This window comes from Bradyrhizobium sp. SUTN9-2 (assembly GCF_003122645.1).
Taxonomy (GTDB): Bacteria; Pseudomonadota; Alphaproteobacteria; order Rhizobiales; family Xanthobacteraceae; genus Bradyrhizobium; species Bradyrhizobium yuanmingense.
In genome coordinates, this window is the sequence record NZ_LAXE01000001.1 from 7,733,555 (window position 1) to 7,756,224 (window position 22,670).

Genomic DNA, 22,670 nt, shown 5'->3' on the forward strand with positions numbered 1-22,670 from the left:
CAGCGAAGCAATCCAGAGTGCCTCCGCGGACGCATTTCTGGATTGCTTCGCTGCGCTCGCAATGACAGGGGTTAGGATCGCGCCAGACAACGTAGTCCTCTCCGCCATGAACTACCGCCACGCCTTCCACGCCGGCAGCTTCGCCGATGTCATCAAGCACATCGTGCTGGCGCGCATCCTCACTTATCTGCAGGACAAGCCGGCAGCGTTCCGCGTCATCGACACCCACGCCGGCGCCGGCCTCTACGATCTCGACAGCGACGAGGCGCGCCGCGGCGGCGAATGGCTGACCGGCATCGCGCGGCTGCTGCAGGCGCGCCTGTCCAACGAGAGCGCAGCGCTGACGAAGCCCTATCTCGACATCGTCCGCGCCTTCAACCCAAAGGGGGAGCTCAAGGCCTATCCGGGCTCGCCGTTGATCGCGCGCGGCCTGCTCAGGCCGCAGGACCGGCTCGTCGCCTGCGAGCTCGAGCCGAAGGCCCGCAAAGCGCTGATCGATGCGCTGCGCCGCGACGAGCAAGCCCGCGTGGTCGATCTCGACGGCTGGGTGGCGCTGCCGGCCTTCGTGCCGCCGAAGGAGCGGCGTGGCCTCGTGCTGATCGATCCGCCCTTCGAGGCCAAGGACGAGTTCGAGCGGCTCGGCGAAGCCTTCTCGGCAGCGTTCGCGAGATGGCCGACCGGTATCTACGTAATCTGGTATCCCGCCAAGAACCGGCGCGCCACCGACACGCTGGCGCAAACCGTGGCGCGGCTCGCAGCTGCAGCAAAGCCGCCTGGAAAATGCCTGCGCCTCGAATTCAGCGTCGCGCCGCAAGCCGACAGCGCCGCCCTCACCTCCACCGGTCTCCTGATCGTCAACCCGCCCTACACGCTGCACGGCGAGCTCAAGACCATTCTGCCGGAGCTGGAAATACCGCTCGGCCAGGGCGGTGCTGCCAGATTCCGGCTGGAGGTGCCCAAGCCTTAGCGCCAAGCATTGACGCCAAGCCGTAACACTCCGGCATTCTTGGGAAAAATATGCAGGACCGGTAGTCAATCTGCAAAGAACCGTATTATGCTATTTCCGTGACTGGCTTTACGTTCCGCTTCCGCGAATGGTTGCGGCGGAGTGAAGGCCCTAAGAAAGATCCCGCCGGACCGATCAGGTCCGTCCAAGGATGGCCAGCTCCCGGGCTCCGTAAGGCCCGGTCATGTCGCGACGTGAGTCTGCGTCGCGACGGAGGAGCAATGAGGGGGAGTTTCCCGATGGCCATGACGGGAACGGTCAAGTTCTTCAACGGCGAGCGCGGCTACGGCTTCATCAAGCCTGACGACGGCGGTCGCGATGTTTTCGTTCACATCACCGCTGTGGAGCGGGCGGGACTGAAGGACCTCGCCGAAGGACAGCGTATTACTTTCGAAGTCGAACCGGACAAGAAGGGGAAGGGACCGAAGGCGGTCAATCTGGTGATCCTCTCCTAGCAAGCCTGGCGAAAAAAAATCCCGGCCGCGAGCGGCCGGGAGGCTGGTCCGGTATTTTCTTCTTTGGATGTCAGAAGCGATAGTTCACGCCTGCGCGGACAACGTTGGCGCTATAGCCGTTTGACACGCCCGTGATTGCGAACTGGCTGGTCGACAGATCGATGTAGAGATATTCGAGCTTGGCGCTCCAGTTCGGCGCGAGGCCGACTTCCGCACCGGCGCCGATGGTCCAGCCGGCACTGGTGTGCGACTCCGACCAACCGAAGGTTTGTGCGCGCAGCTCGCCGAAGGCGAGACCGGCGGTGCCGTAGAACAGCACGTTGTTGAACGCATAGCCGGCGCGGCCGCGCAGGGTGCCGAACCACGGGTTGGAGAACTTCCACGGCGCAAACGTGTCGTCGGCGCCGGCGGCCTGGATGTCGCCCTCGACGCCGAACACCCACGGGCCGTTCTGGAAATTGTAGCCGGCCTGCACACCGGCGACGAAGCCGGACGGCTTGGTGGGGTTGTTGTCGACCGAGCCCCATTCATAGCCGATATTGCCGCCGAGATAGGGACCCGCCCAGCTATAGGCATTGAGCGGCTGATTGACGGTATAGGGCGCGCGCTGCCCGTATTGGAGATCGGCGGCCTCTGCCGAAGCTGTCCAGCCGGCTGCAACCAACGCGGCTGCGCCCACAACGAGCCTCTTCATCACTCACTCCAACGCCACTGTCGCAACCCGAGCGATGCCCGCGCCGCCGCGCGAGCAAAATCGCATGGTTACGGAACCAAGAGCTTTTCGCGCAGGATTTATCGAGAGTTTTAAGTTAAAGGGCTGTTAAGCCGGGTTACCGCCTGCTTAACAGACTTAAGGAAGCGTTACCGGGAGCTGCCCGCCATCCTCTGTGCGTGCCGCATGGCCGGAACTTCAAATCAGTCCCCCCAGCGCCTAAATTCGTCCCATGGTTCACGATTCCCCCGACAATCCGGACGACCGCGCGCGCAAGGCGCCGCCGGCTGCGAGCGACACGCCGCCCGAGCCGCTGGCCGGGCCGGACGTAGATCCCGCGGCGGCAGGGGGCGATGACGAGGACGATGCCCTGCTGCCGGACATCCTGGAAGAGAGCGGCGCCGTCGGCGAAGGCCCGCTCGCGACCGGTCACGAGGCGATCGAGCGCGCGGTCCGCCTCGCACCGACCTCGCCTGGCGTCTATCGTATGCTCAATGCGAACGCCGACGTGCTCTATGTCGGCAAGGCCAAGAACGTCAAAAAGCGCCTGTCCAGTTATGCGCGCCAGAGTGCGCCGCTGCCGGCCCGCATCCTGCGCATGATCGCGGCCACCGTCACGGTGGAGATCGTCTCGACCACGACCGAGACCGAGGCGCTGCTGCTGGAAGCCAACCTGATCAAACAGCTGCGGCCGCGCTTCAACGTGCAGCTTCGCGACGACAAGTCGTTCCCCTACATCCTGATCACCGGCGACCATTGGGCGCCGCAGATCCTGAAACATCGCGGTGCGCAGACCCGGCCCGGGCGCTATTTCGGCCCGTTTGCCTCCGCCGGCGCGGTCAACCGCACCATCACGGCGCTGCAGCGCGCGTTCTTGATCCGCTCCTGCACCGATTCCTTCTTCGAGAGCCGCACCCGGCCCTGCCTGCTCCACCAGATCCGCCGCTGCGCCGGACCCTGCACCCGGGAGATCGATTTCGGCGGCTATTCGACGCTGGTGCGCGAGGCGAGCGATTTCCTCTCCGGCAAGAGCCATGCGGTGAAGCAGGAGCTCGCCGGCGAGATGGAGAAGGCCTCGAACGAGCTGGAATTCGAGCGCGCCGCACTGTACCGCGATCGCCTCGCCGCGCTGTCGGCGATCCAGTCGCAGCAGGGCATCAATCCGCGCACGGTGGAGGAAGCCGACGTGTTCGCCATCCACCAGGAGGGCGGCTTCTCCTGCGTCGAGGTGTTCTTCTTTCGCACCGGACAGAACTGGGGCAACCGCGCCTATTTTCCGCGCGCGGAGAAGAGCTTTACGCCCGAGGAGGTGCTGGGGTCCTTCCTGGCGCAGTTCTACGACGACAAGCCGCCGCCGAGGAACATCCTGCTCTCGCACGATATCGAGGAGAGCGAGCTGCTCGCCAACGCGCTATCGATCAAGGCTGGCCACAAGGTCGAGGTCACCGCGCCCAAGCGCGGCGAGAAGAAGGAGCTGGTCACCCACGCGCTGACCAATGCGCGCGAGGCGCTCGGCCGCAAGCTCGCGGACACCGCGACGCAAAGCCGGTTGCTCGAGGCCATGGCCGCGACGCTGAGCCTGCCGCACGTGCCCAAGCGCATCGAGGTCTACGACAACAGCCACATCCAGGGCACCAACGCGGTCGGCGCCATGATCGTCGCGGGCCCAGATGGCTTCGTGAAGAACCAGTACCGCAAGTTCAACATCAAGTCGGAAGGGATCACGCCCGGCGACGACTTCGCCATGATGCGCGAAGTGCTGGAGCGCCGCTTCAAGCGCCTGATCAATCCGCCCGAGGATGCCGCCAAGGAAGGCAACAAGGCCAAGGACGACGATTTCCCGCAATGGCCCGACCTCGTGATCATCGACGGCGGCCGCGGCCAGCTCAACGCCGTGCGCGAGATCTTCGCCAATCTCGGCCTGACCCAGGTGTCGCTGATGTCGGTCGCCAAGGGACCGGACCGGGATGCCGGCCGCGAGACCCTGTTCATGCCGGAGCGCGAGGCGATCAAGCTGGAGCCGCGCGATCCCGTGCTCTATTTCATCCAGCGCCTGCGTGACGAAGCCCACCGCTTCGTCATCGGCTCGCACCGCAAGCTGCGCAAGAAGGACATCCGCGAGGCTGGTTTGCAGGAGATTCCGGGCATCGGCCCGTCACGCAAACGTGCCTTGCTGCACCATTTCGGAACCCTGAAGGAGATCGAACGGGCCTCGATCGCCGATCTCGGCAAGGTTCCGGGGGTGAGCGCCGAGAGCGCGCGCAGGATTTTCGAGTATTTCCATCCCCAGCCGGGATGAACTAAAGGGGGACCGCAGTCATATGATCGTCGTGTCCGCACCTCATTTGGGGCGCGGGACGGTTGACGTTCAGGCAGCAGCGGTATTGGTAGGACGGATGAACATCGCCACCACACGAGGGACGACCAGCCGCGCGATGTCCCTCCCCAACATCCTGACCTATGGCCGGATCGCCGCGATCCCGGTCGTGGTCGGATGCATCTATGCGCAGTCGATTCTGGATCAGCCGCTCTGGCTGCGCTGGCTCGCGGTCGCCCTTTTCATCGCCGCAGGGGTGACGGATTACCTCGACGGCTACTACGCGCGGATCTGGAATCAGCAATCGGCTTTCGGCCGCATGCTCGATCCGATCGCCGACAAGCTGCTGGTCGCCTCCTGCCTGTTGATGCTGGCCGCGGACGGCATCATTCACGGCTGGTCGCTATGGGCCGCCATCGTGATCCTGTGCCGCGAGATCCTGGTCTCGGGCCTGCGCGAATATCTGGCTGCGCTCCGTGTCAGCGTGCCCGTGACCAAGCTTGCGAAGTGGAAAACCACGGTCCAGCTGGTTGCGATCGGCTTCCTGATCGCCGGCCCAGCCGGCGATCAGGTGGTGCCGGTGGTCTCGATGATTGGGCTCGCACTGCTGTGGGCTTCGGCGATCCTCACCATGTACACCGGCTACGACTATTTCCGCGCCGGCATCCATCACCTCATCAAGGAGGACGAGGGATGAAGGTGAAGTATTTCGCCTGGGTGCGCGAGCGCGTCGGCAAGGCCGAAGAGACGATCGAGCCTCCCGCGAGCGTGCGCACCGTCGAGGAGCTGATCGCCTGGCTCTCCGGCCAAAGCGAAGCCTATGCGTACGCGTTCGAGAAGCCGAAGGTGATCCGCGCCGCGATCGACCACGCTCACGTCAAGCAGGACGCCGCCATCGCAGGCGCCCGCGAGATCGCGTTCTTCCCGCCCATGACCGGCGGCTAGCCTCATGACCTGCCCCGTCACCATCCGTATCCAGGAAGACGATTTCGACATCGCGCGCGAGATCTCGGTCCTGACGAGCAGCCGGACCGATATCGGCGCTGTGGTGACATTTTCCGGCATCTGCCGCGCCGACGAGGACAGCGCCACGGTCGCCGCGCTGACGCTCGAACATTACCCCGGCATGGCGGAGGAAGAGATCAGGCGCCACGCCGACGAGGCCGTCTCGCGCTGGCCGCTCAACGGCATCACGGTGATCCACCGCGTCGGCCGCCTGATGCCGGGCCAGAACATCGTGCTGGTGGTGACCGCCTCGCAGCACCGACAGGCGGCGTTCCAGGCCGCCGAGTTCCTGATGGACTATCTGAAGACCAGCGCGCCGTTCTGGAAGAAGGAAGAGAGCGCCACCGGCACCGGCTGGGTCGAGGCCCATGCCCGTGACGACGAAGCCGCCGCACGCTGGACCAAATCCTGATGGCCAAGCCAACGAAAAAGACCGCGCGCGGCCGCGCCGCGCCTAACCTCGCGAAGGTGGGACCCGGCGAGCTTCTCACGCTGCTCGACTTCGTCCGCTATGCGGTGAGCCGCTTCGTCGAGGCCAAGCTTTCCTTTGCTCATGGCACGACCGACCCCGTCGCGGAAGCCGCGTTCCTGATCTGCGAGGCGCTGCATCTCAATCCCGACCAGTTCGAGATCTTCGCCAACGCGCGCGTCAGCGCCGCGGAAGGCAAGATCCTCCTTGACCTCATCCATCAGCGCGTCACGACGCGCAAACCGGCCGCCTATCTCGTCAACAAGATCTACATGCGCGGCCTGCCCTTCTATGTCGACGAGCGCGTCATCGTTCCGCGCTCCTTCATCGGCGAGCTCCTGGAGTCGCATTTCGGCGCCCACGGCGAGGCCGGATCGCTGATCGACGACCCGACGGCGGTCGAGCGCGTGCTCGATCTCTGCACGGGCTCGGGATGCCTTGCGATCCTCGCCGCGCATCATTTCCCGAACGCCACCATCGACGCCGTCGACATCTCCAAGGGCGCGCTCGAGGTCGCTGCGCGCAATGTCGGCGAATACGGGCTCGAGGACCGCATCAGCCTGTATCGCGGCGATCTGTTCGCCCCTCTCGGCGGCAATAGATACGACCTGATCATCACCAACCCGCCCTACGTCGACGCCGAGGGCATGGCGGCATTGCCGCCGGAGTGCCGGGCCGAGCCGAAGCTCGCCTTCGATGGTGGCGCCGACGGTCTCGACGTGGTGCGCCGGATCCTACGCGATGCGCCCGACCACCTGACGGCGGATGGCGGGCTGATTTGCGAGATCGGCCGCGGCCGCGAGCTGGTCGACGAGGCCTTTCCGGAACTGCCGCTGCTCTGGCTGGACACCGAAGATTCCGAGGGCGAGGTGTTCTGGATCGCGGCCGCCGATCTCGGCTGATTCATCGCGGCCGATCACGCTCCGTCGGAACAAGTCAAATATCGCCACGTTCATCCCCCGATGAATTTTCTCGTCTTGGGAGGATGTCCGCATGCTCGCGCCATCGGGCGAATTGCTGCGCGCCGGGATGGCGCTCAAGCTCAATCACGTCAAACGCGCTGCTCAATCCTATCTGCGTGACCAGACCAGCCAGGCCACAGGCAAGGTGACATCTTACGCGGTGGCCGGCGGGCTGTTCGCGGTCGCCGGCCTGTTCGTTGTCGCGGCATTCTTCGTCGGACTGATCGCCCTGTACCGCTGGGTCGGGATCACCTACGGGCAGTTCTGGGGATTTGGCGCCGTCGCCGCAGTGCTGCTGGTGCTGGCTGCGGTCTGTGCCGGGGTGGCCATGGCCCAGATGAAACGCAAGGCCAAGCCGGTCGTGCCGCTCGCGAGCCGTCTGCGCGTGGCGGTCGCCACGCCCCGGATCCCGCGTGGAACGGTCAAGGAGGCGGTGAAGGAGGTCGCAACGACGATTCCCCTCGCGCCGCTCGCACCGGGCGAGCGCGGCGGCATCAAAACCTGGCCGGCCCGCGCCAACCGTCCCGTGCAGCTCGGCCTGATGCTCGCGGCGGTCGGCCTGGTCGGGCTGACGGCCGCCCGGCGGCGACGCAACAGGCATAGTCTGGAGGCGTGATGCTGGCGCGGCGCTCCGAACAGATCGACTCCTGGCTGCTGGTGGCGGCAACGGCCGTGTTCGTGCTGACCGCGGAGCGCTACTTTCAGGATTCCGGCCTGGCGAGGCCCGGGCCTCCGCGACACCACCGCAAGGGCGAAGCGAATTCCCCGGAAACGCACCCGGCCGGTGCGGCGATGCAGCCGGGCCGCGGCCGCCGGGCGAAAAGCCCGTTCGAGATCCCCTGGGCTGGCTGGAAGGACATTTTCTGGCGGACCTATCAACGCATCGACGAGGATCGCCTGCTCGCGACGGCGGGCGGCGTCGTCTTCTTCGGGCTGCTCGCGCTCTTCCCCGCAGTCACCGCGCTCGTCTCCTCTTATGCCCTGTTCGCCGATCCCGCCACGATCAGCGCCAATCTGCACACGCTTGCGACCATGCTGCCGGAGGGCTCGTTCCAGATCGTCGAGGACCAGGTCGCGCGCGTGGTGTCGAACGGCAATGCGACGCTCGGCGTCACCTTCCTGGTCGGCCTGCTGCTTGCGATCTGGAGCGCCAATGCCGGCGTCAAGGCGATCTTCGACGCCATCAACGTCGCCTATGAGGAACGCGAGAAGCGCAGCTTCATCCGGCTGAACATGGTCTCGCTGGCCTTCACCGTCGGCGGCATCGTGGCGCTGCTGTTGATGGTGGGAGCCGTCGTCGCCTTCCCGCTTGCGCTCAATCATCTCGGCATGGCGCCGGAAAGCAAGCTGATCGTGGCGCTGGCACGATGGCCGCTGCTGTTCATCATCCTGCTGGTCGCACTCGCCATCCTCTATCGCTTCGCGCCGAGCCGCGATGCGCCGCGCTGGCAATGGCTGAGCCTCGGCGCCGTGATTGCCGCGATTCTCTGGATCGCGGGCTCTGCCCTGCTGTCCTGGTATCTCTCGGAATTCGCCAATTACAACGCAACCTACGGCTCGCTGGGCGCGGCGATCGGCCTGATGACGTGGATGTGGATGTCGGCGATCGTCATCATGTTCGGCGCCGAGCTGAATTCGGAGATCGAGCGGCAGACGCTGCGCGATACCACCACCGGGCGGGCGAAGCCGCTCGGCACCCGGGACGCCGTCTCCGCCGACACCGTCGGCGCCACCGCGCCATTTTGATCGGTGGCGGTCGGGCCGAAGCTGGCCCGACCGCATCCCAGGCGCGATCAGCGCTTGGTTATCACGGCTTCCAGATATTCGCTGTGCACCACGATCGTGCCGTCATCGGCGTGGTTGAACTCTTCTAGCAGCGCCAGGAGATCGCGCGCCAGCGCGGCCTGCCCGTTCGCGTCGAGCGCGGCAAACGCCTTCAGCGTGGGGCCATAGAAGGTCTTGAAGATCTCGAGCCAGTGGTCCGGCGAACGATAGCGGAACACGAACATGCGCGGCTCGGCGGCGATCTCCGCGGCCACGCCGCCGAACATCTCCTCGAGCCGTGCCGGTGTGCCCCACATGGCGGGCGATTTCACCCCGGCCGGCGGCGGCAAATGCTTGCCGATGGTCTTGAACAGCTGGCCGATGAAGCCTTGCGGCGTCCAGTTGGCAAGGCCGATCTTGCCGCCGGATCTGCAGACCCGCGCGAGCTCGGAAGCGGCCTTGTCCTGATCCGGTGTGAACATCACGCCGAAAGTCGAGAGCACGACGTCGAAGGCGGCATCCGCAAACGGCAGCGCCTCGGCATCCGCCTCGCGGAACTCGATGGCGAGGTGTTCGGCCATGGCGCGCTCGCGCCCGCGCTTGAGCAGCGCCGGCACGTAGTCGGTGGATGTGACGTCACACCAGCGCCGCGCCGCCGCCAGCGTCGCATTGCCGTTGCCGGCTGCGACGTCCAGCACCTTGCTGCCGGCGCGCAGGTCGATGGCCTCGCAGAGCTGTTCCCCGACGATCTGCAAGGTGGTGCCGACCACGGCATAATCGCCGGACGACCAGGCGCCGTGCTGGCGCTGCTTGACGGCGGCAAGATCAGGTTGGGGGGCGGCTGGCTTGAGCGCGGCGGATGTCGACATGGCAATCTCCTGCGGTTGAAAACGCCGGGACGATAGGGCGCATGCGGCGCGCTGGCCTTGAGGGCGGCATGATTTTCCGCTGAGAGCGTCTTGATTTCCGCACCTGAGCCGGCAGACGTGTGACGAAACGCTTTGGGCGCGCGGGCCTGAATAGGCTCCGACACAGTCCTATCCCCTCGAATCAACAATGATGTTAGGCTGATCGAAGCTTGGGGGAGCATGAGGCGTGACGAGGTCGAGCGACCCGTGTTTTCCCCGGGTGAGGCAGTCAGCTCTTAAAGGCATAACGCGCGGCATGATTCGCATTTCGACGATCTTCATCGCCATCTGCATGGTCCTGGTCGCGGCCTCGCTCGGGCTCGTGCTCTATTCGGTCGCCGGCATCAGCGGAACGGAATCGGCGATCGTGGCGCTGACCGCGCTGACCTTCCTGATCCTCTACAACGCGGTGTCGATGCGGCTGCGCGACCGCAGCGACGTCGGCGGCCAGATCGCCGATCTCTCGCGCGGCACCGCCGACCTCGCCCGCCAGGTGGCCGAGTTCGGCCGCCGGCTGGCTGCGGTCGAGAGCCGCATCGCCGCGTCCAATTCGACCAATTCCGACCGCATCCAGTCGGTCATCGGCGAGATCAACGAACTTGGCGGATTGGTCAGGCAGCTCGCCACCACCGTGGCGGCCCATGAGGATCTGCTCGCCGGCCACGCGTCGGCCCCCGCACCCGCCCCGGTCTCAAGGCCCGAGCCGGAAACGCCGATCGATCTGGCTGCCCCGTTCGAGGAGAAGCCGCTCGCTCCTCCTCCGCTTCCGCAGCCCCCGCTACGGCCGGCGCCGCCGACGGTGCAGGTCCAGGCCGCCCCCCCGGTTCAGACCGCCAATGGACGCAACCAGACCCAATTGCTGGCGACGCTGCGCAATGCGGTCGACGAGAACCGCATCGATATCTTCCTGCAGCCGATGGTCACGCTGCCGCAGCGCAAGGTGCGGTTCTACGAGGCGGTGACGCGCCTGCGCGACGAGCGCGACCAGCTGATCGCCGCCGAAGAGTTCATCAGCATCGCGGAAGCCTCGGGCCTGATCGGGCGCATCGACAACATGGTGATGCTGCGATGCGTGCAGGTGCTGCGGCGCCTGATGGTGCGCAACAAGGACGTCGGCGTGTTCTGCAACGTCGCGGCGTCCACGCTGGGCAATTCCACCACCTTCGCGCAATGTCTCGATTTCCTGGAAGCCAACCGCGCGCTGGCGCCCTCGCTGGTGCTGGAGTTCAAGCAGTCGACCTTCCGCAATCTCGGCCCCGCCGAGACCGAGAACCTCGCGGCGCTCGCCCAGCGCGGCTTCCGTTTCTCGATCGACCATGTCACGGATTTGCGCATCGAACCGCGCGAGCTGGCCGATCGCGGGGTCCGCTTCATCAAGGTGCCTGCCGCGCTGCTGCTCGATCCCAAGCAGGCCTCCGCCTCCGACATCCACCCGTCCGACCTCTCCGACCTGCTCGGCCGCTTCGGCATCGACCTGATCGCCGAACGGATCGAAGGCGAGCGCGCCGTGGTCGACCTGCTCGACTATGACGTGCGGTTCGGCCAAGGGTTCCTGTTCGCGCCGCCCCGGCCATTGCGGCCGGAGGGGGCATCTGCTACCGGCGGGGCCTCGCCGAACCAGGCGCAGGACATTCAGGGATCCAATGGCTCCGCCACACCCAGCTCAGGCGCGACCTCTTCGGCGCCTCCGCCCCAACGCATCACCGGAAACGCAGCGCTCGCGCGCCGCATCTGATCGGCCGCGCACGTCATGACCGCGCTGCATTTTGCCGAAGGCCTGCGCGAGCTCGTGGGCGGCGTGGAGGTCGTGCTCAGCGATATCTGGGGCGTGGTCCATAACGGGCTGGAATTCTTCCCCGAAGCCTGCGAGGCGCTGCACACCTATCGCAGCCGCGGCGGTACGGTAATCCTGATCACCAACGCACCGCGCCCTGCCGACTCCGTGCAGCGGCAATTGCGCAAGCTCGGCGTCCCCGATGAGACCTATGACACGATCGTATCTTCAGGCGACCTGACCCGGCTCTACGTCGCCGAGCATCCCGGCCGCAAGATGTTCTGGCTCGGCCCCGAGCGCGACAACTCGATTTATCGCGGCCTCGATGCGGTGACCGCGCCGCTGGAGCAAGCCGATTACATCGTCTGCACCGGCCTCTACGACGACGAGACCGAGACGGCGGAAGACTATCGCGGCATGATGCTGCAGGCGCGCGAGCGCAAGCTGACGCTGGTCTGCGCCAACCCCGACATCGTGGTGGAACGCGGCGACCGGTTGATCTACTGCGCCGGCGCCATCGCCGAGCTCTACCGCGAGCTCGGCGGCGAGGTGATCTTCTACGGCAAGCCGCACCGGCCGATCTACGAGCGCGCCATGGCGCTTGCCGGCGAACGCCAAGGCTACCAGATCGACCGGAAGAAGGTGCTGGCGATCGGCGATTCCGTCCGCACCGACTTAACCGGCGCCCGCGAATTCGGCATCGACTGCCTGTTCGTCACCCGCGGCATCCATGCCGAGGAGTTCGAGGGCCTCGACCAGCTCGACCCGAATTCGGTCATGGAGCTGTTCGGCCACCCGCCGAAGGCGCTGATGCGCGAATTGAAGTGGTGACGGCGGAGCGCGCGCAGCTGCAATGGACTTAGACCAATTGGCAAGCCTCAGACGCCGTCATGGCCGGGCATAGCCGTCCGAAGGACGGCGTCGCTTGCGCTCGCCTATAACCCGGCCATCCACGTCTTCCTTTTTTTGCATCCAAGAACGTGGATGCCCGGGACAAGCCCGGGCATGATGTTCCAAATGGAAAATTGTTGTCCGGCGAAGAGCGCCCTTACGCGCTCGCCATGTCCGGGAAGACCGCCTCGATCTTGGTCTTCAGCGTCGCCGCGTTGAACGGCTTGACGATGTAGTTGTTCACGCCGGCCTTCTTGGCCGCGATCACGTTCTCGGTCTTGGATTCGGCCGTGATCATGATGAAGGGCGTGGTGGCGAGGTTCGGATCCGCGCGGACTTCGCGCAAGAGGTCGTAGCCCGTCATCGGCTCCATGTTCCAGTCGGAGATCACGAGCCCGTACTTCTTGCCGCGCATCTTGTTCAGCGCTGCCGAACCGTCGCTGGCATCATCGATATTCTCGAAGCCAAGCTGCTTCAGCAGATTCCGGATGATACGGATCATGGTGCTGTAGTCATCCACCACCAGAACCGGCATCGACAAATCAACCGCCATCTCGACTCCCCCAACGCAAACCCAGGAATATTACGATCGGACCTGCCAGGCCGGCGCCCGGCAGTTCCACGCCTCAAGGACTAGCACCAAGGCCTTAAACAGCGCGTTAACTGCGGTCAGCTCCGAAGGCTTGAATCGTGTTCAATGTCTGCCCGCCCCGCCGCTTGACTTCGCGGTGCCGGTCGCGCCACGGTCCGGGCCGGTCCTGCCCGGTTCGAGAATTCCCCTGATGGCTCCGCCTTTTACCGTCATCCGCGATACAACGCCGGATTCCGCGATTCCGAGGGGCGCCGTGGTTGCCATGGGCAATTTCGACGGCGTGCATCTCGGCCATCGCGCCGTCATCGCGGCTGCCCTGGAGATGGGCAGGGCGCATGGCCGGCCTGCGCTGGCCTTGACCTTCGAGCCGCATCCGCGACGGTTCTTCAGCCCCAACACCCCGCAATTCCGCCTGACGGACGAGCGGGCCAAGCTGCGGCTTCTGGCCGGTACCGGGCTTGCCGGCGCCGTGGTCATGACCTTCGACAAGGCCCGTGCCGGAACCAGCGCGCAAGATTTCATTCACCATGACCTGATCGGGCGGCTCGGCGTCAGCGGCATCGCGGTCGGCTACGACTTCCATTTCGGCAAGGGTCGCGTCGGCTCCCCGAGCCTCTTGGTCAACGAGGCGCCCCGGCTCGGCATCGAAGTCGACGTCCAGCCGCATGTCGATATCGACGAGCGGCCGGTCTCCTCCAGCGCGATCCGGATCGCCCTCGCCGAGGGCCAGCTCGACGAGGCCACGACCATGCTGGGCGCGCCCTGGTTCATCACCGGCGAGGTCATCCACGGCGAAAAGCGCGGCCGCGACCTCGGCTATCCCACCGCCAACATCCGCCTGGACGCCAATTGCGGCCTCAAGCACGGCATCTACGCGGTCCGGGTCGGCCGCGGCACCGAGCGGCTGGACGGGGTGGCCAGCTTCGGCCGCCGCCCGACCTTCGACAATGGCGCCCCGCTGCTCGAAATCTTCCTGTTCGACTTCAAGGGCGACCTCTACGGGCAGGCGCTCGACTGCGCCTTCATCGGCTTCATCCGCGATGAGCTGAAATTCGATGGTCTAGAGGCCCTGATTCACCAGATGGACGACGATTCCGCCCGCGCCCGCGCCATGCTCGCCGCCGCCCCGGACGCGTTTCCGCGCCTGGGCGTGATCGATTGAGAGGCGAAACCGGGCCCCCGGACCTTTGCGCTTCCTCCGCCCCCCTGCTATGGAGAGCCCATGTTTGCGCGGCGCATCATAGGGATTAGCGGCCCGGCTTCCGCCTGAGCCTGAGGGCTCGGCGCAAGACCGGGATTTCGTCGTTTCACCCGCGATTCCGCATCGCCATCCGTTCCCGCGCCCCTTCCGAGCCAGTCAGCCTCATGTCCGAAAAGCCGCAAAAGTCCCAAAAGTCTGAAGCCAAGGACTATTCGAAGACCCTGTTCCTGCCGCAGACCGAATTCCCGATGCGCGCCGGGCTGCCGCAGCGCGAGCCGGAGATCCTCAAGCGCTGGTACGAGATCGGCCTCTACGAGAAGCTGCGCCAGAGTGCGAAGGGCCGCGCCAAGTTCGTGTTGCATGACGGCCCGCCCTACGCCAACGGCAACATCCATATCGGCACGGCGCTGAACAAGATCCTGAAGGACCTCGTCACCAAGAGCCAGCAGATGCTCGGCTTCGATTCCAACTACGTGCCGGGCTGGGACTGCCACGGCCTGCCGATCGAGTGGAAGGTCGAGGAGGAGCATTATCGCAAGAAGGGCAAGCAGAAGCCCGACTTCCGCGACAGCGCCGCGATGATTGATTTCCGCAAGGAGTGCCGCGCCTATGCCACGCACTGGCTCGGCGTGCAGCGCGAGGAGTTCAAGCGCCTCGGCGTGATCGGCGATTGGGACCATCCCTACGCCACCATGAGCTATCCGGCCGAAGCCCAGATCGCGCGCGAGCTGATGAAGTTTGCCGCAAACGGCACGCTCTATCGCGGCTCCAAGCCGGTGATGTGGAGCGTGGTTGAGAAGACCGCGCTGGCCGAAGCCGAGGTGGAGTACGAGGACCACACGTCCGATACGGTCTGGGTGAAATTCCCGGTGACCTCGCCCGCGCACGGTGCGCTCGCCTCGGCGAGCGTCGTGATCTGGACCACCACGCCCTGGACGCTGCCGGGCAATCGCGCCATCTCGTTCTCGCCGAAGATCGCTTATGGCCTCTACAAGGTGACGGACGCCCCCGCCGACAATTGGGCCAGGAACGGCGACCTCCTCATCCTCGCCGATGCGCTCGCGCAAGACGTCTTCAAGCAGGCGCGCGTGACGGCTTATGAGAAGGTCCGCGACGTCCCCGGCGACACCATGGACGCGATCGAGTGTGCCCATCCGCTCAAGGGCGTCGGCGGTGGCTACGACTTCATCGTGCCGCTGCTGCCTGGCGACCATGTCACCGATGACACCGGCACCGGCTTCGTGCACACGGCGCCCGGCCATGGCCGCGAGGACTTCGATGTCTGGATGGCAGAGGCGCGCGATCTCGACGCGCGCGGCATCAACACCGCCATCCCCTATACCGTCGACGAGAACGGCGCCTACACCGATCATGCGCCGGGCTTTGCCGGCAAGCGCGTCATCACCGACAAGGGCGAGAAGGGCGATGCCAACGAGGCCGTGATCAAGGCGCTCGTCGAGAAAGGCATGCTGCTCGCCCGCGGCCGGCTGAAGCATCAATATCCGCACTCCTGGCGCTCCAAGAAGCCGGTAATCTTCCGCAACACGCCGCAATGGTTCATTGCGATGGACAAGGACATCGCGGTGGGCGGCAAGACGAAGAGCGGCGACACGCTGCGCGCCCGCGCGCTGCAGGCGATCTCGGTGACGCAATGGGTGCCGCCGTCCGGCGAGAACCGCATCAACGGCATGATCGAGGCACGCCCCGACTGGGTGATCTCGCGCCAGCGCGCCTGGGGGGTGCCGATCGCCGTGTTCGTGCGCGAGAAGGGCGACGGCTCCGCCGAGATCCTCCAGGACGAGGCCGTCAATGCGCGCATCGGTGAAGCCTTCGAGAAGGAAGGCGCCGACGCCTGGTACGCGACCGGCGCGCGCGAGCGCTTCCTCGGGCCCCGCGCGAACGAGGACTGGCAGAAGGTCGACGACATTCTCGACGTTTGGTTCGATTCCGGCTCCACCCACGCTTTCGTGCTCGAAGATCCCGTGCAGTTTCCCGGGCTCGCCGGCATCAAGCGCAAGGTCGACGGCGGCGCCGACACGGTGATGTATCTGGAAGGCTCGGACCAGCATCGCGGCTGGTTCCACTCCTCGCTGCTGGAAAGCTGCGGCACGCGTGGCCGCGCGCCTTACGACATCGTGCTGACCCACGGCTTCACCCAGGCCGAGGACGGCCGCAAGATGTCGAAGTCGCTCGGCAACACCATCGAGCCGCAGGCCGTCATCAAGGAATCTGGCGCCGACATCTTAAGGCTCTGGGTCGCGTCGAGCGACTATACCGACGACCAGCGCATCGGCCCCGAGATCCTGAAGAACACCGTCGAGACTTATCGCAAGCTGCGCAACACCGTGCGCTGGATGCTGGGGACGCTGCATCATTACAGGCCGGCCGATGCAATCGCGCCGGCCGAGATGCCCGAGCTCGAGCGCTTGATGCTGCACGAGCTCTCAGGTCGCGCCGCCGCGATCGGCAAGGCCTACCGGGAGTTCGACTACAAGACCGTGGTCGCGATCCTGTCGGCCTTCCTGAACAGCGAGCTCTCCGCCTTCTACTTCGACATCCGCAAGGATACGCTGTATTGCGATCCGCCCTCGTCGCTGACGCGCAAGGCGGCGCTGACGACCATCGACCTGTTGTGCGCTTCGATCCTGAAATGGCTGGCCCCGATCCTCAGCTTCACTGCGGAGGAGGCGTGGCGCATGTACCGGCCCGACGCCGAACCGTCCGTGCACCTGACGCTGTTCCCGACCGATCTCGAAGCCTTGCGCGACGACAAGCTCGCCGCGAAATGGGAGACGATCCGCAACGTGCGTCGCGTCGTCACCGGCGCACTCGAGCTGGAACGCGCCGCCAAGAACATCGGCTCCTCGCTCGAGGCATCGCCGGTAATCTATGTCGTCGATCGCGCCATGCTGGCGACCTTGTTCGACATCGATCTGGCTGAAGTCTGCATCACCTCGAACTACGAGGTGCGGGAGGGCGAGGCGCCGGCCTCGGCGTTCCGCCTCGATGCCGTCCCCGGCGTCGCGGTCGTGGTGGAGAAGGCGATCGGCACCAAATGCGCCCGCTCCTGGAAGATCTCGCCGATGGTCGGCGAAGACGCCGAATACCCCGACGTCACCCCGCGCGACGCCAAGGCGCTGCGCGAATGGAAGGCGCTGGGGGTGAGCGTCTGATCGGTCGGCCATGACCCCGCTCCGCGCCGGCATCCTCGCGGCCATGGTCACGCTCGTGGCCGACCAGGCCTCGAAGCTCTGGCTGTTGAACGTGTTCGACCTCGCCCGTCGCGGCGCAGTGCGGGTGACGCCGTTCTTCGACCTGGTGCTGGCCTGGAATATCGGCATCAGCTTCGGCTGGCTCCAGAACGACAGCCAGGCCGCGCAGCTCGCGCTGATGGCCGTCAAAGTGATCGCGGTGGTTGCGCTGGCGATCTGGATGGCCCGCTCGCACACCATGCTCGCGACCGTCGCGCTCGGTCTGATCATCGGCGGCGCCATCGGCAACGGCATCGACCGCCTGGCCTATGGCGCGGTGGTGGATTTCGCCCTGTTCCACATCGAGATCGCCGGAAATACCTATAATTGGTATGTGTTTAACCTCGCGGACGTGGCCATCGTTGCTGGGGTGGCAGCGCTATTGTATGATTCCTTCCTGGGGGTACCCGCCGCAAAAGCGCCCTGATCCCGGCCGATACGGACCGGCAGCTGGAACCCGCCTTTTGCAAGGGTCAAGCCGCGTGTGGGCGGCAATCTGCTACAATATGAAACAGGTACGGTGATGCGCAGCTCGAAGACCAGCGGTTCGATGGTTCGGGGCTCCCAATCGGGGGGCTGGCGGGCACTAAAATTGGCCGCCGTCGCGCTCGGCATCGGCCTCGTCATGTCGACCGGTGGCGCCCGTGCTGCCGACGATGACGACGACGACGACATGACCTTCGAAGAGAAGCTCATCGACAACCTGATGACTGGCCTTGGCGCCCGGAGCATGGAAAAACCCGGCATCGAATACCGCGAGCGTTCGCCGCTGGTCGTGCCGCCCAAGCTCGACCTGCCGCCGCCTGCCGCCGCCGAAGCCGCGGCTGCGCCGAACTGGCCGAAGGACCCCGACGAGAAGCGCCGCAAGGAGGCCATCGCCCAGCGGAAGAAGTCCGGTAACAAGGCAACGGAGTACTGGAAGAACGCCCAGCCGCTGTCGCCCGCCGAGTTGAACGCCCATAGGACGGCCGCCGCCGACAGGACGAGCAATGACCCGGTCCAGCCGGGCACCAACGTGGCCAATCCGACGATGAGCCCTGCCGAACTCGGATATACCGGAGGGCTGTGGAAACTCTTCAAAGGGAACGGGCCCGAGTCCAAGCAGTTTACGTCGGAACCGCCACGCCAATCGCTGGTGGAGCCGCCGCCGGGATATCAGACGCCGTCGCCGAACTACGCCTACGGCGCCGGCCCGGATAATTCGAAGCGGACCTATTTCGACGTCCGATCCGGCAAGGAGAAGGAACAATAGCGTTCCTGTCCTGTCGCGACATTCTGACCCACGCGAAGCGAGGGTCGGCGGTGCATGTCCGCCCACCTCGTTCAAAATTGCTTATCAGTAACTTGCCTAAGCGTTGAGTTCTCTGCTTCGTGACGCGAAGCCTCAGCCGCACGGTGTAGCCTGCCGTGCCCTCCGAGCCGGAGATCCGGGCTCGGCACCTCACAACCAGGGATCATGATGTCCTCTTACCGATCGGCTGCCTGCCTCCTTGCCGCGCTGCTTTCGACGAGTGTCCTTTCGGCCGGCGCCGCCCTTGCCCAGACCACGGTGACATCGGCTCCGCCCGCCAGCTTCACGCTCGCCAACGGCATGCAGGTCGTGGTGATCCCGGACCGCCGCACCCCCGTTGTCACCGAGATGATCTGGTACAAAGTCGGCTCGGCCGATGAGACGCCCGGCAAGTCCGGCCTCGCGCACTTCCTCGAGCACCTGATGTTCAAGGGCACCGCGAAGCATCCGGCAGGCGAATTCTCCCAGACCGTGCTGCGTGTCGGCGGCAACGAGAACGCTTCGACCTCGGTCGACTACACCAACTACTATCAGCGCGTGCCGAAAGAGCAGCTGCCGACCATGATGGAGTTCGAGGCCGACCGCATGACGGGCCTCGTCCTCAAGGACGAGAACGTGCTGCCCGAGCGCGACGTCGTGCTCGAAGAGTACAACATGCGCGTCGCCAACAATCCGGATGCGCGGTTGAACGAGCAGATCATGGCCGCGCTCTATCTCAACCATCCCTACGGGCGGCCGGTGATCGGCTGGCATCAGGAGATCGAGAAGCTCGATCGCGAGGATGCGCTCGCCTTCTATCGTCGCTTTTATGCGCCGAACAACGCGATCCTGGTGATCGCCGGCGACGTCGACGCCGCCGAAGTCCGCCCGCTGGTCGAGCGCAATTTCGGCTCGATCCCCGCACAGCCCGCGATCCCGGCGCGGCGCGTTCGTCCGCAGGAGCCGGAGCCCGCCGCCCCGCGCACCGTCACGCTGGCCGACCCGCGCGTCGAGCAGCCGAACATGCGGCGCTATTATCTCGTGCCCTCGGCAACCACGGCCGCGGCCGGCGAGAGCGCGGCCCTCGACGTGCTGGCGCAGTTGATCGGCAGCGGCAGCAATTCCTATCTTTACCGCGCCCTCGTGGTCGACAAGCCGCTCGCGGTCTCCGCCAGCGCCAGCTATTCGAGCATCTCGCTCGACCCGACCCAATTCGCGATCTCGGCTGCACCGAAACCCGGCGTCAGTTTTTCGGAGGTCGAGCAGGCGGTCGACGGGGTCCTCGCCAACGTCGCACAGAACCCGATCCGCGCCGAGGATCTGGAGCGGGTCAAAACCCAGCTCATTGCCGAAGCGATCTACGCCCAGGACAACCAGGCTGTGCTGGCGCGCTGGTACGGCGGCGCGCTGACCACCGGCCTGTCGATCGAGGACATCAGGAGCTGGCCCGATCGCATCCGCGCCGTCACCGCCGAGCAGGTTCGCGCCGTTGCGCAGAAATGGCTCGAGAAGAAGCGCTCGGTGACGGGCTACTTGATCAAGGACACTGCAACCGCCAAGCGCGAGGAGAAGCGCTCGTGACCTATTCCTTCGTTCGCCGCATTGCATTCTCCGTTGCCGCCGGCGCGGTCCTCGCATTCTCTGCGGTCTCGCCGTCGCAGGCCGCCGCAAAGATCCAGCACCTGATCTCGCCGGGCGGCATCGAAGCCTGGTTCGTGCAGGACGCAACCGTGCCGCTGATTGCCATGGAATATTCCTTCGCCGGGGGCTCGGCGGAGGACCCCAAGGACAAGCCGGGCGTTGCCAATCTGGTCGGCTCTCTCCTCGACGAAGGCTCAGGCGATCTCGATTCCAAGACGTTCCATGAACGGCTCGACCGCCGCGCCATCGAGCTGTCCTTCAATGCCACCCGCGACACCCTCCGGGGCAGCCTTCGCATGCTGCGCGACAACAAGGACGAGGCCTTCGACCTGCTCAGGATGGCGCTGACCTCGCCGCATTTCGACACGGCCGACGTCGAACGCATCCGCTCGCAGGTCATCTCGGGCCTGCGCCGCGAGACCACCAATCCGACCTCGCTGGCGAGCCGCAAGTTTCTGGAGCTCGCGTTCGGCGATCACCCCTACAGCCGGCAGAGCAACGGCAACCTCGACAGCGTGCCGACCATCACAATTGCCGACCTGAGGAATTATGTCGGCCGTGTCCTCGCCAGGGATGGCCTCAAGATTGCGGTCGTCGGCGACGTCGATCCGGCTACGCTCGGAAAGCTGCTCGACCACACCTTCGGCAGCCTGCCCGCCAAAGCCAATCTGACGCCAGTCCCCGACGTCGAGGCTGCAAAGCCGCCGCAACGCGCCTTCGTGACCCTCGACGTGCCGCAGACGGTGATCACCTTCGGCGGACCCGGCGTGAAGCGGACTGATCCGAGCTTCATGGCGGCCTACGTCGTCAACCACATCCTCGGCGGCGGCGGCCTATCGTCCCGGCTCTATCGCGAGGTGCGCGAGAAGCGCGGACTGGCCTATTCGGTGTACGAGTCGCTGCTCTGGATGCAGCACTCGGCGATTTTCATCGGCAATACCGGCACCCGCGCCGACCGCGCCGGCGACACCATCGAGGCCATCGAACAGGAGGTGCGCCGCATCGCCGAGGAGGGCCCGACGCAGAAGGAGCTCGATGAGGCCAAGTCCTATCTCAAGGGCTCGCAGATGCTGGCGCTCGACACCTCGTCCAAGCTGGCACAGGCGCTGCTGCAATATCAGCAAGACAAGCTGCCGATCGACTATATCGAGAAGCGCAACGCCATCGTCGACGCCGTGACGCTGGACGATGCCAAGGCGGCCGCCAAGCGGCTCTGGGGCCAGGGGCTGCTGACCGTCGTCGTCGGCCGGGCCCCGCAGGCCGCCGTGCAACCGGCGGCTGCACCGGCGACGAAGTCGAACTGATCTCTTTTCTCGACGTTTCCTGAATGGCCGGAGCCATCCCGGCCATTTGCGTTTCACGGCAGCGCCATTGCTGACGACGGATGTCCGCGGTATGTCCTGACATCACGAATGGTGCCAGCATGCTGCGGATATCCCGCGATCTCGTCATCGACGAGGACGACATCGAGATCGGCTTTGTCCGCGCCTCCGGCCCGGGCGGGCAGAACGTCAACAAGGTCGCGACCTCCGCGCAGCTGCGCTTCGACACGCGCAAGCTGACCTTGCCCGAGGATGCGGCGCTGCGCCTTGCCCGCATTGCCGGCCAGCGCATGACCAAGGACGGCGTGATCGTGATCCACGCCCAGCGCTTCCGTACCCAGGAGCGTAACCGTCAGGATGCCATCGACCGTCTCGTCGAGATCCTCAAGGAGGCCATGGTCCGGCCGACGCCTCGCCGTGCGACGCGGCCGACCTTCGCCTCCAAGCAGCGCCGGCTCGAGGGCAAGAAACGCCGCAGCGACATCAAGGCCGGCCGCGGCCGGAGCTTCGACGATTGATGCGAAAAACCTCCGGTCGCGCGAGCGACCGGAGATTTGCCGTTCGCGAGCTGGCGTCAGTAGCGCTTGCCGCCCGCAGCACCGCCGGTCGCCGCATCGTCCGTGGTGCCCTTGCGCGTCGCGCTGCCGGTGGTCCCGACGGACCCCTTCGTGCCTTTGCCCGACTTCATGCCGACCTTCTCGCCGGCTGCGCCCTGCTGTGCACCGAGATCCTCATCGTCGCTGCCTGACGCGCCTCCTTGCATGGGCTTGCTTTGTACGGTGCCGCCAGGCCTCGTCCCAGACGAGGTGCCTTGGGCGAGAACGGGCGTTGCAACGAGGGCCGCGAGAGCGCAAGCGATCGCAGAGGTCTTCACCAACTTCATCCATTTCTCCTGGAATGTCGCGATGAACCGTCGGTTGCCTTCTGCACCGTTCGCCTGCACCGGACCGGTTCATCGCAAAGAGAGTTCGAACGGCGCGGTGTGATGCAAGCCGCGTCGTGTGGTGATCGTTTAGGGTTTTCGCGGCGCTTTCGCGGAATTGTGCTCCTCATATGCGGCGGCGCGGAACATGCCAAGCATTCCCGACGGACGAGGCGCGCCGAAAATGTCCCCCATTTCGGGTGTGGGA

22 protein-coding genes are annotated in these 22,670 nt (G+C 65.5%); 18 read left to right on the forward strand and 4 right to left on the reverse strand.

Annotated elements, in window-relative coordinates; translation table 11 throughout:
- Positions 1–106: 106 nt before the first annotated feature.
- Both XF30_RS35840 and XF30_RS35845 read left to right on the forward strand, forming a co-directional pair.
- Complete coding sequence (locus tag XF30_RS35840; protein WP_109145320.1) at positions 107–967, forward strand: 23S rRNA (adenine(2030)-N(6))-methyltransferase RlmJ; 861 nt, start codon at positions 107–109, stop codon at positions 965–967.
- 278 nt (positions 968–1,245) lie between these two features.
- Positions 1,246–1,461 (forward strand): cold-shock protein, encoded by a 216-nt coding sequence (locus tag XF30_RS35845; protein ID WP_008544396.1) that lies wholly within the window; start codon positions 1,246–1,248, stop codon positions 1,459–1,461.
- Positions 1,462–1,531: 70 nt separating this feature from the next.
- Here XF30_RS35845 and XF30_RS35850 read toward each other — a convergent pair whose 3' ends face one another.
- Complete coding sequence (locus tag XF30_RS35850) at positions 1,532–2,155, reverse strand: outer membrane protein (protein ID WP_192893350.1); 624 nt, start codon at positions 2,153–2,155, stop codon at positions 1,532–1,534.
- A gap of 250 nt (positions 2,156–2,405) precedes the next feature.
- On the opposite strand from XF30_RS35850, the gene uvrC reads away from it, so the two are divergent.
- The 7 genes from uvrC to XF30_RS35885 all read left to right on the forward strand — a co-directional run bounded on the left by uvrC (position 2,406) and on the right by XF30_RS35885 (position 8,672).
- Positions 2,406–4,472 carry an excinuclease ABC subunit UvrC gene (gene uvrC, locus XF30_RS35855; protein ID WP_109145322.1) on the forward strand — a complete coding sequence of 689 codons (2,067 nt, stop codon included), beginning with the start codon at positions 2,406–2,408 and terminating at the stop codon, positions 4,470–4,472.
- A 97-nt stretch (positions 4,473–4,569) separates the two neighbouring features.
- Positions 4,570–5,187, forward strand: a complete 618-nt coding sequence (gene pgsA, locus XF30_RS35860) for a CDP-diacylglycerol--glycerol-3-phosphate 3-phosphatidyltransferase (RefSeq protein ID WP_036009286.1) — start codon at positions 4,570–4,572, stop codon at positions 5,185–5,187.
- On the forward strand, positions 5,184–5,435 hold the full coding sequence (gene moaD, locus XF30_RS35865) for a molybdopterin converting factor subunit 1 (RefSeq protein ID WP_109145323.1): 252 nt from the start codon (positions 5,184–5,186) through the stop codon (positions 5,433–5,435). The genes pgsA and moaD overlap by 4 nt, the downstream gene beginning before the upstream one ends.
- Before the next feature lie 4 nt (positions 5,436–5,439).
- Positions 5,440–5,907 carry a molybdenum cofactor biosynthesis protein MoaE gene (locus tag XF30_RS35870; RefSeq protein WP_036027112.1) on the forward strand — a complete coding sequence of 156 codons (468 nt, stop codon included), beginning with the start codon at positions 5,440–5,442 and terminating at the stop codon, positions 5,905–5,907.
- Positions 5,907–6,866, forward strand: coding sequence for a 50S ribosomal protein L3 N(5)-glutamine methyltransferase (prmB, locus tag XF30_RS35875; protein ID WP_109145324.1), 960 nt, complete (start codon positions 5,907–5,909; stop codon positions 6,864–6,866). The genes XF30_RS35870 and prmB overlap by 1 nt, the downstream gene beginning before the upstream one ends.
- 91 nt (positions 6,867–6,957) lie before the next feature.
- Entirely contained in the window at positions 6,958–7,542 is a 585-nt protein-coding gene (locus XF30_RS35880; RefSeq protein ID WP_057027666.1) for a phage holin family protein, read from the forward strand.
- Positions 7,542–8,672: a YihY/virulence factor BrkB family protein gene (locus tag XF30_RS35885; protein ID WP_109145325.1), complete on the forward strand. Its 1,131-nt coding sequence runs from the start codon at positions 7,542–7,544 to the stop codon at positions 8,670–8,672. Before XF30_RS35880 ends, XF30_RS35885 begins: the two co-directional genes overlap by 1 nt.
- A 47-nt stretch (positions 8,673–8,719) precedes the next feature.
- Here the strand turns inward: XF30_RS35885 and XF30_RS35890 are convergent, their stop codons facing one another.
- The gene (locus tag XF30_RS35890; protein ID WP_109145326.1) at positions 8,720–9,559 is read right to left on the reverse strand and encodes a class I SAM-dependent methyltransferase; all 840 of its coding nucleotides are present in this window, start codon (positions 9,557–9,559) and stop codon (positions 8,720–8,722) included.
- 295 nt (positions 9,560–9,854) lie between these two features.
- Here XF30_RS35890 and XF30_RS35895 point away from each other — a divergent pair, with 295 nt between their 5' ends.
- The gene (locus XF30_RS35895; RefSeq protein ID WP_109145327.1) at positions 9,855–11,333 is read left to right on the forward strand and encodes an EAL domain-containing protein; all 1,479 of its coding nucleotides are present in this window, start codon (positions 9,855–9,857) and stop codon (positions 11,331–11,333) included.
- Positions 11,334–11,348: 15 nt separating this feature from the next.
- Positions 11,349–12,203, forward strand: coding sequence for a TIGR01459 family HAD-type hydrolase (locus XF30_RS35900; RefSeq protein ID WP_109145328.1), 855 nt, complete (start codon positions 11,349–11,351; stop codon positions 12,201–12,203).
- A 217-nt stretch (positions 12,204–12,420) separates the two neighbouring features.
- Here XF30_RS35900 and XF30_RS35905 read toward each other — a convergent pair whose 3' ends face one another.
- Positions 12,421–12,816, reverse strand: a complete 396-nt coding sequence (locus XF30_RS35905) for a response regulator (protein ID WP_008567674.1) — start codon at positions 12,814–12,816, stop codon at positions 12,421–12,423.
- 229 nt (positions 12,817–13,045) lie between these two features.
- Here XF30_RS35905 and XF30_RS35910 point away from each other — a divergent pair, with 229 nt between their 5' ends.
- The 7 genes from XF30_RS35910 (at position 13,046) to arfB (ending at position 22,058) form a co-directional block, all read left to right on the forward strand.
- On the forward strand, positions 13,046–14,017 hold the full coding sequence (locus tag XF30_RS35910) for a bifunctional riboflavin kinase/FAD synthetase (RefSeq protein ID WP_036027101.1): 972 nt from the start codon (positions 13,046–13,048) through the stop codon (positions 14,015–14,017).
- 203 nt (positions 14,018–14,220) lie between these two features.
- Positions 14,221–17,229, forward strand: a complete 3,009-nt coding sequence (gene ileS, locus XF30_RS35915; RefSeq protein ID WP_109145329.1) for an isoleucine--tRNA ligase — start codon at positions 14,221–14,223, stop codon at positions 17,227–17,229.
- Positions 17,230–17,239: 10 nt separating this feature from the next.
- Positions 17,240–17,734 (forward strand): signal peptidase II, encoded by a 495-nt coding sequence (lspA, locus tag XF30_RS35920; RefSeq protein ID WP_036027098.1) that lies wholly within the window; start codon positions 17,240–17,242, stop codon positions 17,732–17,734.
- Between the two features lie 96 nt (positions 17,735–17,830).
- Positions 17,831–18,559 (forward strand): hypothetical protein, encoded by a 729-nt coding sequence (locus tag XF30_RS35925; RefSeq protein WP_036009255.1) that lies wholly within the window; start codon positions 17,831–17,833, stop codon positions 18,557–18,559.
- Positions 18,560–18,763: 204 nt separating this feature from the next.
- Positions 18,764–20,158 carry a M16 family metallopeptidase gene (locus XF30_RS35930; RefSeq protein ID WP_502696152.1) on the forward strand — a complete coding sequence of 465 codons (1,395 nt, stop codon included), beginning with the start codon at positions 18,764–18,766 and terminating at the stop codon, positions 20,156–20,158.
- Entirely contained in the window at positions 20,155–21,522 is a 1,368-nt protein-coding gene (locus XF30_RS35935; RefSeq protein WP_192893351.1) for a M16 family metallopeptidase, read from the forward strand. Before XF30_RS35930 ends, XF30_RS35935 begins: the two co-directional genes overlap by 4 nt.
- Before the next feature lie 119 nt (positions 21,523–21,641).
- On the forward strand, positions 21,642–22,058 hold the full coding sequence (gene arfB, locus XF30_RS35940) for an alternative ribosome rescue aminoacyl-tRNA hydrolase ArfB (protein WP_027575820.1): 417 nt from the start codon (positions 21,642–21,644) through the stop codon (positions 22,056–22,058).
- A gap of 56 nt (positions 22,059–22,114) precedes the next feature.
- Here the strand turns inward: arfB and XF30_RS35945 are convergent, their stop codons facing one another.
- Positions 22,115–22,423 (reverse strand): hypothetical protein, encoded by a 309-nt coding sequence (locus tag XF30_RS35945; protein WP_109145984.1) that lies wholly within the window; start codon positions 22,421–22,423, stop codon positions 22,115–22,117.
- Between the last annotated feature and the right edge of the window lie 247 nt (positions 22,424–22,670).

Bases quoted from the DNA above. Each gene is read 5' to 3' on its own strand.
- XF30_RS35840 (WP_109145320.1), top strand. From the start codon at position 107: ATGAACTACCGCCACGCCTTCCACGCCGGCAGCTTCGCCGATGTCATC.
- XF30_RS35845 (WP_008544396.1), top strand. From the start codon at position 1,246: ATGGCCATGACGGGAACGGTCAAGTTCTTCAACGGCGAGCGCGGCTAC.
- XF30_RS35850 (WP_192893350.1), bottom strand. From the start codon at position 2,155: ATGAAGAGGCTCGTTGTGGGCGCAGCCGCGTTGGTTGCAGCCGGCTGG.
- uvrC (WP_109145322.1), top strand. From the start codon at position 2,406: ATGGTTCACGATTCCCCCGACAATCCGGACGACCGCGCGCGCAAGGCG.
- pgsA (WP_036009286.1), top strand. From the start codon at position 4,570: ATGAACATCGCCACCACACGAGGGACGACCAGCCGCGCGATGTCCCTC.
- moaD (WP_109145323.1), top strand. From the start codon at position 5,184: ATGAAGGTGAAGTATTTCGCCTGGGTGCGCGAGCGCGTCGGCAAGGCC.
- XF30_RS35870 (WP_036027112.1), top strand. From the start codon at position 5,440: ATGACCTGCCCCGTCACCATCCGTATCCAGGAAGACGATTTCGACATC.
- prmB (WP_109145324.1), top strand. From the start codon at position 5,907: ATGGCCAAGCCAACGAAAAAGACCGCGCGCGGCCGCGCCGCGCCTAAC.
- XF30_RS35880 (WP_057027666.1), top strand. From the start codon at position 6,958: ATGCTCGCGCCATCGGGCGAATTGCTGCGCGCCGGGATGGCGCTCAAG.
- XF30_RS35885 (WP_109145325.1), top strand. From the start codon at position 7,542: ATGCTGGCGCGGCGCTCCGAACAGATCGACTCCTGGCTGCTGGTGGCG.
- XF30_RS35890 (WP_109145326.1), bottom strand. From the start codon at position 9,559: ATGTCGACATCCGCCGCGCTCAAGCCAGCCGCCCCCCAACCTGATCTT.
- XF30_RS35895 (WP_109145327.1), top strand. From the start codon at position 9,855: ATGATTCGCATTTCGACGATCTTCATCGCCATCTGCATGGTCCTGGTC.
- XF30_RS35900 (WP_109145328.1), top strand. From the start codon at position 11,349: ATGACCGCGCTGCATTTTGCCGAAGGCCTGCGCGAGCTCGTGGGCGGC.
- XF30_RS35905 (WP_008567674.1), bottom strand. From the start codon at position 12,816: ATGGCGGTTGATTTGTCGATGCCGGTTCTGGTGGTGGATGACTACAGC.
- XF30_RS35910 (WP_036027101.1), top strand. From the start codon at position 13,046: ATGGCTCCGCCTTTTACCGTCATCCGCGATACAACGCCGGATTCCGCG.
- ileS (WP_109145329.1), top strand. From the start codon at position 14,221: ATGTCCGAAAAGCCGCAAAAGTCCCAAAAGTCTGAAGCCAAGGACTAT.
- lspA (WP_036027098.1), top strand. From the start codon at position 17,240: ATGACCCCGCTCCGCGCCGGCATCCTCGCGGCCATGGTCACGCTCGTG.
- XF30_RS35925 (WP_036009255.1), top strand. From the start codon at position 17,831: ATGCGCAGCTCGAAGACCAGCGGTTCGATGGTTCGGGGCTCCCAATCG.
- XF30_RS35930 (WP_502696152.1), top strand. From the start codon at position 18,764: ATGATGTCCTCTTACCGATCGGCTGCCTGCCTCCTTGCCGCGCTGCTT.
- arfB (WP_027575820.1), top strand. From the start codon at position 21,642: ATGCTGCGGATATCCCGCGATCTCGTCATCGACGAGGACGACATCGAG.
- XF30_RS35945 (WP_109145984.1), bottom strand. From the start codon at position 22,423: ATGAAGTTGGTGAAGACCTCTGCGATCGCTTGCGCTCTCGCGGCCCTC.